Raw genomic sequence first — 13,278 nt, forward strand, 5'->3', positions numbered from 1 at the left:
TTACTCAGCGCTCAGGTAGGACGAACGCGTCAGGCCGAGCCGCAGCGCATCCACAAAGCGCGTGCGCTCGGCCGGACTCAGGCGGGCGCCGGAGACCTTGTCGCGATACAGCGTCACCAGTTCGTCCGGCGCAAAGTGCACATAGCGCAGCATATCTTCGATGGTATCGTGGGTTTCGATACCACCGTGTACCACCTTGCCATCCGGGCGCAGGTAGACGTTGACCGAGTCGGTGTCGCCGAACAGGTTGTGCATGTCGCCGAGGATTTCCTGATAGGCACCAACCAGGAAAATCCCCAGCAGATAGTCCTCACCCTCGCGCAGATCGTGAACTGGCAGGCTGTTCTCGATGCTCTGTTCATCCACGTAATGGCGGATCTTGCCGTCGGAGTCACAGGTCAGATCCTGCAGCACTGCCCTGCGCAGCGGCTCCTCCTCCAGGCGATCCAGCGGCATGATCGGCAGTACCTGATCAATCGCCCACGTATCGGGCAGGCTCTGGAATACCGAGAAGTTACAGATGTACTTGTCGGCCATCTTGTCGTTCAGCTCGTCCAGCACCTGACGATGCGAGCGCTGGCGCGCCTTGAGCAGGGTATGCAGACGGTTGCACAACGCGTAGTAGCACTGCTCGGCCAGCGCTTTCTCCGACAGCGTCAGCTTGCCCTCGGCGTATTGCGCCGCTACATCCGCCATATAGTGGGTGGCCCGCCAGTAGGTCTCGGTCACCATCTCGACATCGTGCTGGTCCTGCAGCCTGACCAGATTGCGCACCACCAGCGGCAACGCCTCCAGATCATCAATCTGCGGCATGACGTCGTTGTAACGCTCAACATCGGTTACCTGCACGATCAGCACCGCATGGTGCGCGGTCATCGCCCGGCCACTCTCGGAAAAGATGTGCGGATGCGGCAGACCCTGCTCATCGCAGAAATCGCGCAGCATGCCGACGACGGTCTGGGCATACTCGTTGACGTCGTAGTTGATCGAGCTGGCATTGCGCGAGTGGGTGCCGTCGTAGTCGACGCCCAGGCCGCCACCAACGTCGATGTGATCAACCGGCAGCCCCAACGCACGCAGCTCGCCGAAGTAGCGAATGGCCTCACGGAAGCCATGCTGGTAGTCGGCCAGATTGGCAATCTGTGACCCCATGTGAAAGTGCAGCAGGCGCACCCCATCCTGCAGATTTGCAGCACGAAAGGCATCCACTACGCGCAGCAACTGCGCTGCCGACAGCCCAAACTTGGATTTTTCCCCACCGGTGTCGGCCCACTTGCTGGACGCCAGCGATGACAGGCGCACGCGCAACCCGATGTTCGGCGTCACCCCGAGCTTTTCGGCTTCCTCGATCACCAGACGGACCTCGGACTCCTTCTCGATAACGATGAACACCTTATGACCCAGCTTCTGGCCGATCAGCGCCAGATGGATAAACTCGCGATCCTTGTAGCCATTGCAGACGATGGTGCCGCCCTTGGGTGCCAGCGCCAGCACCGCCATCAGCTCCGGCTTGGAACCGGCTTCCAGGCCGATCGACACGTTCTCGGTGGCGATGATGTTCTCGACCACGGCTTCCTGCTGGTTGACCTTGATCGGATACAGCGCGGTATAGCCGCTGCCGTAGCCCAGCGACTCGATATTGCGATCAAAGGCACCGGTCAACTGCCGTACCCGTGCCTGCAAAATGTCCGGGAAACGCACCAGCAGTGGCAGGTCCAGCCCGCTTTCGCGCAGCTGACCAACCAGCTCATGCAGGTCAATACCGGCGCCTTCCGGACCACGTGGCATGACCTCGACATGACCCTGTTCATTAACGTTGAAATACCCGGCACCCCAGTGCCGAATGCCGTAAACACTGCGGCTGTCGGCCACGGTCCAGGCAGATGCATCTTCTTTGCGCGAACGTCGAACAGGTCCCATCGCTTCCTCACTTTACTCAATCACTGGCTCGCCATTGTGAACGCCGATAATGACGACAGTTCCGCAGGTCCATGCGTCACAGGATAAGCGAAAAGCGGATGACTCGCAGCGACAGTCATCCGCCAGCCATAACAGAGCATTTGCGCACTGGATAACCCTAGGGTGGCTGCTGAACGCTGGTTTACCGTAAGAATCGGCACAACAACCCCCGATTTACTTACCTCAAGGAGCACTCCATGCAGCACTATTTCAGTCTGGCCGGCCGCACTGCGCTGGTTACCGGCGGCAGCCGCGGCATTGGCCGCATGATCGCCCAGGGCTACCTCGAAGCAGGCGCCCGGGTCATCATCTGCTGCCGCAAGATTGCCGAGGGCCAGCAAACCGCCGAGCAGCTTAGCCAATATGGCGAGTGCATCGCTCTGGCTGCAGACCTCTCCACCGAGCAGGGCGCCCGCCAGCTGGCCGAAGACGTGCAGGCAATCACCGACCGGCTGGACATTCTGGTCAACAATGCCGGCACCAGTTGGGGCGCCCCGCTGGAGGAGTTCCCGGTATCGGGCTGGGAAAAGGTCATGCAACTGAACGTAATTTCGGTGTTCAGCTGTATCCAGCAACTGCTGCCGCTGCTGCGCAGCTCCGCCAGCGCCGAGAATCCGGCCCGCATCATCAACATCGGCTCGGTTGCCGGCATCAGCTCGTTCGGCGAACAGGCCTATTCCTACGGCCCGAGCAAGGCGGCAGTGCATCAACTGTCGCGCAACCTGGCCCGCGAACTGGTGAGCGAACATATCAACGTCAACGTCATTGCACCGGGCCGGTTCCCGAGCAAGATGACCAGCCACATTCACTCCGATCCCGACGCCATGGCCGAGGATTGCAAACACATACCGATGAAGCGCTGGGGACGCGAAGAGGAGATGTCCGCCCTCGCGATCATGCTTGCCGGAACTGGTGGAGCCTATATGACCGGCAACATCATCCCCATTGATGGCGGCTTCACCCTGTAACGCCCTGACGTACTGCTTTTGTCACCCGCTCTGACGAGCGGGTGCGCTCCCTCCCGCAACGCCCTTCCCCTTCTTACCGATGCCCGATGCGCCAATCCGGGCGCAGGCCTTGCCGCAGCTGGCTTTCCGGCAAAATCCTTATACTAAAAAACACTTTCATTACAGATCTATTTAACAGCTATAAATATATGGCATCCGAGCAAATCCCATAAAAATCAGCACTTACAGCCGGTTGAGATAATTTTTTGGATATGTTTATTATTAAAAAAGCATTTATGCATAAGCATTAGGAACCCGTTTTGGACCTTACACCCGTAACACTACGAAAGCCTGAAAGCACGGATGGCTATGCCCTTAACAGCCTGGTCGAGCGCTGCAAGCCGCTGGACACCAACTCGGTGTACTGCAACTTGCTCCAGTGTCACGACTTCGCTGACACCGCCATCGCAGCCGAAACGGCGGACGGCGATCTGGTCGGTTTCATTTCCGGCTACCGCCCGCCGGCACGCCAGGACACGCTGTTCGTTTGGCAGGTTGCGGTAGACAGCCGCATGCGCGGCCAAGGCCTGGCCCTGAAGATGCTGCTGGCGCTTGTCGAGCGCCTGCGCCCGACCGGCGTCAGCCGCCTGGAGACCACCATCTCTCCCGGCAACGCAGCATCCGAAGCCCTGTTCAAGAAGGCGTTTCGCCTGCTCGGCGCCGACTACAGCACCGAAGTGCTGTTCTCGCGCCAGACCCATTTCAACGGCGAGCACGATGATGAAATCATTTATCGCGCCGGCCCCTTTACCCAATCAGCACCCAACGACGCTCAGCACTGAGACCAGGAGAGTTCATGAATACCTTTGAACAGTTCGAGAAAAACGAATCGGATATTCGCAGCTACTGCCGCTCGTTCCCGGTGATTTTCAAGCAGGCCCGCGGCGCGGAGCTGATCACCCGTGAAGGCAAGCACTACATCGACTTCCTCGCCGGTGCTGGCACGCTGAACTACGGCCACAACAATCCGGTCCTGAAGAAGGCCCTGATCCAGTATCTGGAAGATGACGGTCTGACCCACGGACTGGACATGTATTCCGATGCCAAGGAACGCTTTCTGGAAACCTTCAAGCGGGTAATTCTGCAGCCGCGCGGCCTGGACAAGTACAAGGTCCAGTTCAGCGGACCGACCGGCGCCAACGCCGTTGAAGCAGCCCTGAAATTGGCTCGCAAGGTAACCGGCCGCAGCAATATCATCAGCTTTACCAATGGCTTCCACGGTTGCACCATCGGTGCGCTGGCTGCCACCGGTAACGGCCATCACCGCGGCGCTGCTGGCGTACCGCTGACTGACGTCAGCCGCATGCCCTACGCCAACTACTTCGGTGACAAGGTCAACACCATCTCCATGATGGACAAGATGCTCAGCGACCCGAGCAGCGGTATCGACAAGCCGGCTGCAGTAATTGTTGAGGTGGTTCAGGGCGAAGGCGGCCTGAATACCGCATCGGCCGACTGGATGCGCAAACTGGAAAAACTGTGCCGCAAGCACGACATGCTGCTGATTGTTGATGACATTCAGGCCGGCTGCGGTCGAACCGGCACCTTCTTCAGCTTTGAAGAGATGGGCATCAAGCCAGACATCATCACCCTGTCCAAGTCGCTCAGCGGTTTCGGTCTGCCGTTTGCCATCGTCGTCATGCGCAACGAGCTTGATCAGTGGAAACCGGGCGAACACAACGGCACTTTCCGCGGCAACAACCACGCGTTTGTTACCGCAGCCACTGCGATCGAGCATTTCTGGTCGGACGACAGCTTCGCCAAGAGCGTCCAAGCCAAGGGCCAGCGCATCCGTGAAGGCATGCAGAAGATCGTCCGCAAACACGGCCCCGACTCTCTCTACATCAAGGGTCGCGGCATGATGCTCGGCATCAACTGCCCGGACGGCGATATTGCTGCCGCCATCTGTCAGGAAGCCTTCGCCAACGGTCTGGTGATCGAAACCAGCGGCAACCACAGCCAGGTCGTCAAGTGCCTGTGCCCACTGACCATCAGCGAAGAGCAGATCGACAAGGCACTGAAAATTCTTGATGCCGCCTTTGCCAAAGTCATGGCAGAGCAGGTAGCCAACCAAGCTTCGTAAGGAACCCGAATCCATGATCGTACGTACACTGCAAGACTGTGAAAACTCCGAGCGCCGTGTCGCCACCGAGACCTGGGAGAGCACCCGGATGCTGCTCAAGGACGACAACATGGGGTTCTCGTTTCACATCACCACCATTTATGCCAACAAAGAGACCCACATCCACTACAAGAACCATTTGGAGTCGGTCTACTGCATGAGTGGCAACGGCGAGATCGAGACCCTGTCCGACGGCAAGGTCTACCAGATCCGCCCAGGCACGCTCTACATCCTCGACAAGCACGACGAGCACATGCTGCGTGGCGGCACCGAGGACATGAAAATGGCGTGCGTCTTCAACCCGCCGCTCAGCGGCAAGGAAGTTCATGACAAGGACGGCGTCTACCCCGTCGACATGGACTGAGTCGCACCCGCCCACGGGCATGATCCAAGCGCCCTGCCCAGATGGCAGAGCCGAATTGAAGATCATGCCGGCCGGAGTCGCGCCGAGATGGATGGCGACTCCGGCAGCGGTGCACGGCAATAGTGACCGCGTCCCACAGACCGCGCGTCTGATGCAACAAATAGATGCACTCAGGCATCTATTCCGACGCCAGCTTGATGTGGATAATCTGCCGGCTGCGCCCAAGGGGCAGCAACAGACCGGCACACGCGGCGGAGCACGAGGCTCCGACCTGCCGATGGCAGGCCAGCATTCACCAACGACAGAAACCAGGACCATGCATACAGTAGAGAAGATCGGCGGCACTTCAATGAGCCGCTTCGAGGAAGTACTGCAGAACATTTTCATTGGCCAACGTCAGGGTGCTGAGCTGTACCAGCGCATTTTTGTGGTCTCTGCCTATTCGGGCATGACCAACATGCTGCTCGAACACAAGAAGACCGGCGAGCCCGGTGTCTACGAGCGCTTCGCCGACGCCCACAACGAAGACGCCTGGCTGGAAGCCCTGGACAACGTCCAGCAAGCCATGACCGCCAAGAACGCCGAGCTGTTCAAGGGTGAGTATGAGTTGCAGGCTGCCAACCGCTTCATCGAAGGCCGCATCAGCGACGTTCGCGACTGCATGGTCAGCCTGCAGCAACTGTGCTCCTACGGCCACTTCCAGCTGACCGAACATCTGATGAAGGTACGCGAAATGCTCGCCTCACTGGGCGAGGCACACAGCGCCTTCAATACTGTTCTGGCGCTGAAGAAGCACGGCATCAATGCTCGCCTGGCCGACCTGACCGGTTGGAACCAGCGCGAACCCAAGGCCTTTCAGGATATGGTCCGTGACAGCTTCGCCGGGATCGACTTCAACAGTGAACTGGTTGTTGCAACCGGCTACACCCATTGCAGCGAAGGCCTGATGAACACCTTCGACCGCGGCTACAGCGAGATCACCTTCGCCCAGATTGCAGCAGCTACCGGCGCCAGTGAAGCGATCATCCACAAGGAATACCATCTTTCCAGCGCCGACCCGGCTCTGGTTGGCGTGGACAAGGTCGTAACCATCGGCCGGACCAACTATGACGTGGCAGACCAGCTGTCCAACCTGGGCATGGAGGCGATTCACCCGAAGGCAGCGCGCACCTTGCGCCGTGCCGGGATCCACCTGCGCATCAAGAACGCCTTCGAGCCCGAACACCAGGGCACACTGATCAGCCAGGACTACTGCAGCGAAAAGCCCTGCGTCGAGATTATCGCCGGCCGCAAGGATGTCTTCGGCATTGAGGTATTTGATCAGGAAATGCTCGGCGATGTTGAATACGATCTGGAAATCACCCGCCTGCTCAAACAGTTGAAGCTATATGTGGTCAACAAGGACTCCGACGCCAACAGCATCACCTACTATGTTTCGGCATCACGCAAGATGATCAACCGCGCCTCACGCCTGATCGAGGAGCGTTATCCGATGGCCGAGGTCAACGTGCATAACATCGCCATCGTCTCGGCGATCGGCTCCGACCTCAAGGTAAAGGGCATCCTGGCCAAGACCGTAGCGGCTCTGGCCGAAGCCGGCATCAGCATCCAGGCGGTTCACCAGTCGATCCGTCAGGTCGAGATGCAGTGCGTCGTGCAGGAAGAGGACTACGACGCTGCCATCGCAGCACTCCACCGGGCGCTGATCGAACCGGAAAACCACGGCGACGTCATCGTCGCCGCCTGACGCCAAAAGCAGCAAGGCATTGCACGAACCCGGCTCCGGCCGGGTTCGTGCATTTTGGCCACTGCACTCGGCAAAACCGCGCCAAGTTCGATATAGTCTGCGCAGACGAGGCTGCCGTGAGCGGCCATGATTGGCCCCACACACGGATAATGGAACGCGGTTGTGATTGAAGCAGTCTGGATTGCCTTTGCTTTTGGCCTGGGCCTGCTGTTGAAGCAGGCAGGCCTCCCTCCCCTGATCGGCTACCTGGGTGCCGGTTTTGCGCTCTCGGCGCTGGGGGAACGTGTTGGTGTGGGCCCGGAAGACAGTTATGTGCTCAATCACATCGCCCACCTCGGCGTGTTGCTGCTGCTCTTCACCGTCGGCCTCAAGCTCAAGGTAAAGAACCTGGTACGTCCGGAGGTGGTTGGCGGTAGCCTGCTGCATTTCGGTATTTCCAGCGCGCTGTTTTTACCCGCCTTCATGTACGTCCTGGATATGCCGGCGGGCGAGGCCATCCTGCTGGCCATGGCGCTGTCGTTTTCCAGCACCGTACTCGCCGCCAAAGTACTGGAAAGCAAACGCGAGCTGCGTGCATTTCATGGCCGGGTCGCGATCGGCGTGCTGATCATGCAGGATCTCATCGCGCTGGTAGCCATCAGCGTGGCCAGCGGCAAGACTCCGTCAAGCTGGGCGCTGATGGTCCTGATCCTGCCGCTGTGCCGGCCACTGCTGTTTAAGCTGCTGGACCTGAGCGGCCGCGAGGAGCTGATGGTTCTGCTCGGCCTGCTGCTGGCCCTGGTAGTCGGCGGCGTCGGTTTTGAAGCGCTGGGGCTGAGTTCGGAACTGGGCGCACTGGCCTTTGGAGCGATGCTGGCCAATCACAAACGCGCCGGCGAGCTGTCGCAATCACTGTGGAGCCTCAAGGAAGTGTTTCTGGTCGGCTTCTTCCTGCAGATTGGTCTCGGCGGTCTGCCTGATCAGCACGCGGTCATCTTTGCACTGGTGATGGCATTGCTGCTGCCATTGAAAGCCGCGCTGTTCTTCCTGCTGTTTGTCGGCTTCAAACTGCGTGCGCGCAGCGCCTTCCTGAGCAGCCTGACGCTGACCAACTACAGCGAATTCGGTCTGATCATGGCCAGTCTGGTGCTACCCGCCTGGCTTGTGCCACTGGCGCTGACAGTGTCGTTTTCGTTCATCATATCGGCACCACTGAACCGCGTTGCACATTCCATATACGAGCGCATCGGCCCCCTGCTGCGGCGATTCGAGCGCGACATCCGCCACCCGGACGAGCAGCCAATCACTCTGGGGGACGCGCAGGTACTGGTCATGGGCCTGGGTCGCACCGGTCGAGCCGCCTACGACAACCTGGCCGAAAAAGGCTATCGCATCATTGGTCTGGATTCAGACCCGGTCGCCGTGGATACCAGCCTTCAGGCAGGGCGCAGCGCGCTGTTCGCAGACGCGGAGGACCCGGTGTTCTGGCAGAATCTGAACATGCCCAACATTCATTCGGTCATCCTCGCGATGAACGACGCCGAAGCCAAGACCATCGCAACCCAAAAACTGCGGGCACGGGGCTTCGACGGACTGATCGTGTCCCATGCCATGTACGAGGACATCGCCCGCAGGATTATTCAGGCTGGCGCGGACCATACCTACCTGACCATGAGTGAGGCCGGCACGGGCCTGGCAGAGCATGTTGCCCGCAGCATCCAGGAGCGCAGCACGCTACTGGCCGAAAAAACCAGCAGCACCTGAACCGGAATCAGCCTTCCAGCAGGGATTTGCGCACGGCCGCTGCCGCCGCGGCCGGATGCTCAAGCATGAAACAGTGACCACCTGCCGTCTGGTGCGCGCGAACATGACGGTTACTGGCCGCCAAACGGCGGGCGGAACGAATCACAAACGGATAGGTTCGATCACCGTAAATAATCTCCGTTGGCGTCGTCAGGCGTCTTAGTGACGACCACAGCGCCGATGGCATACTGCGAAAGACCTCTGCCTCTCTTTCCGGCTTGCAGCACAGCTCGACACCGCCAGTCTCCCGATCCCGCAGAGCGTGCGCGATGTGCGCCTCAAAAGCCGTTTCATCCCAGCCCTTGAACATGCCGCGATTGTGCAACCCCGCATGCGCGGCAGTACGATCTGGCCAATAGTCCCTGCGCGCTGCTGCCCGCTTGGCTACCGAGTGGTCATCCAGGCCAACGAGTGCCAGCCCACGGCGCAGGGCAATCAAGCCGGGCGGAAAGAACACCGGATCAAGCAGCACCGCACGCTCAAACAGGGTCGGCTGGCGGGCCATCATCAGCGCCGTCAACACTCCACCAAAGCTATGACCGCAGGCCATGCGCGGCACATCATCAAACAGAGCCCCCTGCATGCTGAAAGCCTCGGCAGCCAGCTCGGCGTTGCGATTCCAGCCAACAAAACGCCCGCCGTGATCGCTCTGACCGTGCCCCTGCAGGTCACACAGCCACAGATCGAACTGCTCGGCCAGCAATCCCAGCATCGGCTCATAGGTTCGGGTGCAAAAACCGTTGCCATGCAGAAAATGCAGCACGGGCTTACCACTCGGCCGACTGTGCCAGCCTCGCAGGGTAAAACCGGCGCTACCTCGATGTGCCCAGGCCACCAAATCCATTAACACGCCCCCCCGGAAAAATAAGTCAGACAGTCTAATTCGGCAGCTTGCGGCTGTCAGTGGCATACCCGTCTGTTAATCTGGCAATTCGGCCTTGATGATGACACCTGCATGTTCAACACAACAGTATCCGGCTCGGGACCCGTTCTGGTCTGGGCACACGGTTTGATGCACTCCATGGACTTCGAAACCCGCACCGGCTGGTTTCACCCCACAGAAAACGACGGGGTGTGCCGGGTGCGCTACGATGCGCGCGGGCACGGGCACTCACCGGGAGGCACAGACAGCGCAGCCTACCTGTGGAGTGCACAGGCTGACGACTTACTCGCCATTGCCAGCGCGCACACCGCGTTGCCGCGCGCACTGGGCGGCCACTCGATGGGCGCGGCCAGCGCACTGCTCGCAGCCTTGAAATGCCCGGAACAGACGAGCTGCCTGATTCTGGCCACTCCGCCAACAGCCTGGCAGACGCGGCCCAATCAAATACGCCGCTATCGACAGATGCAAGGCATTATCGAGCAACGCGGCCTGACCAGCCTGATCAGCCTTGCGACGCAGAACCCTGCCCTGCCCGACTGGTTGCTGCAGGCCCATCCGGAGCACGCCACGGCGTCACGACAGGCGCTCAGCGGGATGCACGCACCGACACTGACCGCCATACTTGAGGCGGCCTGCGCCTGCGATCTGCCCGCCCGCGACGCACTGCATCAGCTTGCGGTGCCAACACTGATTCTGGGTTGGCGCGATGATCCGATTCATCCAGTGCAAAGCGCGGAGCTTTTGGCGGAAGCACTGCCCATGGCTGAGCTGCACATCATTGATCACGCCAGCGACCTGCAGCGCTGGCCGCTGCAGATCAGCGAGTTTGTCCGCCGACACACAGCAGGCTAGGCGCTATTCCAGGCTGTAATCGATGTTGGTCACCACCCGAACTCGCTTGATCTCCGGAGTAAACGGATCGACATCATCAATCGAAAAGTAGCCTTGGGAGGCGCGTCGAATGGCGCCAACGGACGTGCCTGAGTCGCGGGCAAACTGATCCGCAGCGGCGCGTGCGTCACGGGTGGCGTCCGCAATCATGTCAGGCTTGATCGAGTCCAGCTGGGTGAACAGAAAGGTGGGCTGAAATTCATAACTCTGGGTAAGCGCGACCCCCGACTTGACCAGCTCCCCGACCGTTTGCATGCCTGCCTTGACGCCATCCACATCCGCCGTGCGAACCAGAACCGTCACCTCGGCCCGGTAGCGTTCGGGAGGCAGATTAGCCCCGTAACTGTTGGCGTGCTGATCGACTATCTTGGGCATCGACAACTGAATGTCCTGCTCTTCAAACCCCTTGAGCAGCAGGAAAGACCGTACCAGCCCCTGCTGGTATTCGACGTCTGCCTGAAGGCGATCAAGGCTGTCGCCCGCAACACTGAAATTGATCGGCCAGAGCGCCAGGTCAGCCGGCAATTCACGCTCCGCCAATCCCTTGACACTGACAATCCGGTCGGCCCCTCGAAATTCGAGCAACCCGGTTTTCAGACTAAATCCGATAAAGACCAGCGCTCCTGCCAGCAGCACCGCTGCCAACACCGAGCCTGAGGACACACGAGCAACTCCCGCCATGACAACGCTCCGAATACCGGTAAATTTGGCACAAAGCCGACTTCAATCGGCGTTTGCAATCTTGGCCATCCCCCTTAGAATAGCCGCTTCAGCCCTAATGCGGTCGAGCATTGCTGTGCACCCCGTCGCAACACACCCCAGGAGTCCCCGTTGGATCTCGCAACCCTGATTGGCCTGATCGGCGCACTCGGCATCATCGCCGCATCCATTCTGCTGGGCACCGGCGCTCAGGTGTTCTTCAACGTACCATCGATGCTTATCGTGTTTGGGGGCAGCCTGTTTGTGGTACTTGCAAAATTCAATGTTGGTCAATTTATTGGCGCCATAAAAGTTGCCGGCCGCGCCTTTCGATTCAAGCTGCCCGATACCGAGAGCAGCATCAACGAACTGGTTGAGCTCGCCACCATCGCCCGCAAGTCCGGTCTGCTGGCCCTCGAGGAAAAGGAAATCGCCTCCCCTTTCCTCGCCAGCGGCATCCAGCTGCTGATTGATGGTCATCCCCAGGAGACCGTGAAAGCCATTCTCGAGAAGGAACGGGTGCTGACCATGGAGCGCAACCGCTGGGGGGCCAAAATTTTCTCCGCCCTCGGCGATGTCGGCCCGGCCATGGGCATGATCGGCACGCTGATCGGTCTGGTGCAAATGCTGTCCAACATGGAAGACCCCAAATCCATTGGCCCGGCCATGGCGGTCGCACTGCTGACAACCCTGTACGGCGCGATGCTCGCCACCATGGTTTGTTTGCCCATTGCCGACAAGCTGGCACTGCGCATGACCGAAGAGGCGCGCATGCAATCGCTCTGGATTGATGCCATCCTCGCGATTCAGGAAGGCACCAACCCACGGGTTATCGAGCAACTGCTGAGCAGCTATCTGCCTGCCGAGAAGCGCGGCAAGACGGGCGAAGAGGCGAAGGAAGGCTGATGGAAGAGCAGGAAGACGACAGCCCGGGCATACCCGCCTGGGTCATGACCTTTGCCGATCTGATGTCGCTGCTGATGTGCTTTTTCGTGTTGCTGCTGTCGTTCTCCGAGATCGACGCGCGGAAGTTCAAGCAAATCGCCGGCGAGTTGTCTGCGGCCTTTGGCGTGCAACGCGAGGTACCGGCGCTGGAGATCCCCATGGGAACCAGCCCCATCTTTGACAAGTTCTCGCCAGGCAAGCCCGAGCCAACGCCGGTAGACAGCGTACGCCAGCAAACGACCGAACAGGATCCAAAGCTCGAAACGCTGCGTGAGGAATTGGAAGCGGATGTCCAGAAGCAGGTTCAGGACACCACCAAAGAGCAGATCGACACCAGCATGGATGCCCTGCGCGACGTGCTCGAAAACGAACTGGCTCAAGGTCGTCTGCAACTGGAAAATGACCGCAAGCGCATCATCATTCGGGTCGAGGAAAAGGGTTCATTTCCCTCCGGCTCAGCAGAGATGACCCCCGAGTTCCAGGACATGCTCGATCGCATCGCCACGGTACTCGCCGAGCTGCCGGGTGAAATCACCATCGAAGGCCATACCGATAACATTCCCATCAACACCAGCCGCTTCCAGTCCAACTGGGATCTGTCGGCCGCCCGTGCATCCTCGGTAGCCAACGCGCTGCTGTACAACGAGACGATCAAGCCCGAACGCATGCGCGTACAAGGCTATGCAGAAACGCGCCCGCGGGCCAGCAACGAGTGGCCAGAGACCCGCGCCCTGAATCGCCGGGTGGAAATTATTCTTGATCTGTCCGGTTCCATTGAAGAGTACGAAACCGAATTGCGCCGTCTGATGGAGGAGGATCTTGGCGATCTGATTCAGGATCTGGAACTGCATCAGGCACCGGCCAGCCAGCCCTGAACTG

Annotated in this window: 12 protein-coding genes; 9 read left to right on the forward strand and 3 right to left on the reverse strand. The window is 59.6% G+C overall.

Annotation, left to right across the window (positions count from 1 at the left end):
• A complete protein-coding gene (gene speA, locus AC13EY_RS10980; protein ID WP_228247237.1) occupies positions 1-1,920 on the reverse strand; it encodes an arginine decarboxylase in 1,920 nt (639 codons plus the stop codon).
• 236 nt (positions 1,921-2,156) lie between these two features.
• Between speA and AC13EY_RS10985 the strand changes: the two genes are divergently transcribed.
• The 6 genes from AC13EY_RS10985 to AC13EY_RS11010 all read left to right on the forward strand — a co-directional run bounded on the left by AC13EY_RS10985 (position 2,157) and on the right by AC13EY_RS11010 (position 8,942).
• Positions 2,157-2,927, forward strand: coding sequence for an SDR family oxidoreductase (locus tag AC13EY_RS10985; RefSeq protein WP_228247236.1), 771 nt, complete (start codon positions 2,157-2,159; stop codon positions 2,925-2,927).
• Positions 2,928-3,226: 299 nt separating this feature from the next.
• The gene (gene ectA / locus AC13EY_RS10990) at positions 3,227-3,748 is read left to right on the forward strand and encodes a diaminobutyrate acetyltransferase (protein ID WP_228247235.1); all 522 of its coding nucleotides are present in this window, start codon (positions 3,227-3,229) and stop codon (positions 3,746-3,748) included.
• 14 nt (positions 3,749-3,762) lie between these two features.
• Positions 3,763-5,049: a diaminobutyrate--2-oxoglutarate transaminase gene (ectB, locus tag AC13EY_RS10995; RefSeq protein WP_228247234.1), complete on the forward strand. Its 1,287-nt coding sequence runs from the start codon at positions 3,763-3,765 to the stop codon at positions 5,047-5,049.
• A gap of 13 nt (positions 5,050-5,062) precedes the next feature.
• Positions 5,063-5,452 (forward strand): ectoine synthase, encoded by a 390-nt coding sequence (locus AC13EY_RS11000; RefSeq protein WP_088273585.1) that lies wholly within the window; start codon positions 5,063-5,065, stop codon positions 5,450-5,452.
• A 316-nt stretch (positions 5,453-5,768) separates the two neighbouring features.
• The gene (locus tag AC13EY_RS11005; RefSeq protein WP_088273584.1) at positions 5,769-7,199 is read left to right on the forward strand and encodes an aspartate kinase; all 1,431 of its coding nucleotides are present in this window, start codon (positions 5,769-5,771) and stop codon (positions 7,197-7,199) included.
• 162 nt (positions 7,200-7,361) lie between these two features.
• Positions 7,362-8,942 (forward strand): cation:proton antiporter domain-containing protein, encoded by a 1,581-nt coding sequence (locus AC13EY_RS11010; RefSeq protein WP_228247233.1) that lies wholly within the window; start codon positions 7,362-7,364, stop codon positions 8,940-8,942.
• Between the two features lie 7 nt (positions 8,943-8,949).
• Here the strand turns inward: AC13EY_RS11010 and AC13EY_RS11015 are convergent, their stop codons facing one another.
• Positions 8,950-9,825, reverse strand: coding sequence for an alpha/beta fold hydrolase (locus AC13EY_RS11015; protein WP_228247232.1), 876 nt, complete (start codon positions 9,823-9,825; stop codon positions 8,950-8,952).
• Between the two features lie 111 nt (positions 9,826-9,936).
• Here AC13EY_RS11015 and AC13EY_RS11020 point away from each other — a divergent pair, with 111 nt between their 5' ends.
• Complete coding sequence (locus tag AC13EY_RS11020) at positions 9,937-10,716, forward strand: alpha/beta fold hydrolase (protein ID WP_228247231.1); 780 nt, start codon at positions 9,937-9,939, stop codon at positions 10,714-10,716.
• A gap of 3 nt (positions 10,717-10,719) precedes the next feature.
• Here the strand turns inward: AC13EY_RS11020 and AC13EY_RS11025 are convergent, their stop codons facing one another.
• Positions 10,720-11,436, reverse strand: coding sequence for an SIMPL domain-containing protein (locus AC13EY_RS11025; RefSeq protein WP_228247230.1), 717 nt, complete (start codon positions 11,434-11,436; stop codon positions 10,720-10,722).
• 150 nt (positions 11,437-11,586) lie between these two features.
• Here AC13EY_RS11025 and pomA point away from each other — a divergent pair, with 150 nt between their 5' ends.
• Positions 11,587-12,360 (forward strand): flagellar motor protein PomA, encoded by a 774-nt coding sequence (gene pomA, locus AC13EY_RS11030; RefSeq protein WP_088273579.1) that lies wholly within the window; start codon positions 11,587-11,589, stop codon positions 12,358-12,360.
• The gene (locus AC13EY_RS11035; RefSeq protein ID WP_373314991.1) at positions 12,360-13,274 is read left to right on the forward strand and encodes a flagellar motor protein MotB; all 915 of its coding nucleotides are present in this window, start codon (positions 12,360-12,362) and stop codon (positions 13,272-13,274) included. Before pomA ends, AC13EY_RS11035 begins: the two co-directional genes overlap by 1 nt.
• Positions 13,275-13,278: the final 4 nt, after the last annotated feature.

The organism is Halopseudomonas sp. L-58 (genome assembly GCF_056859475.1).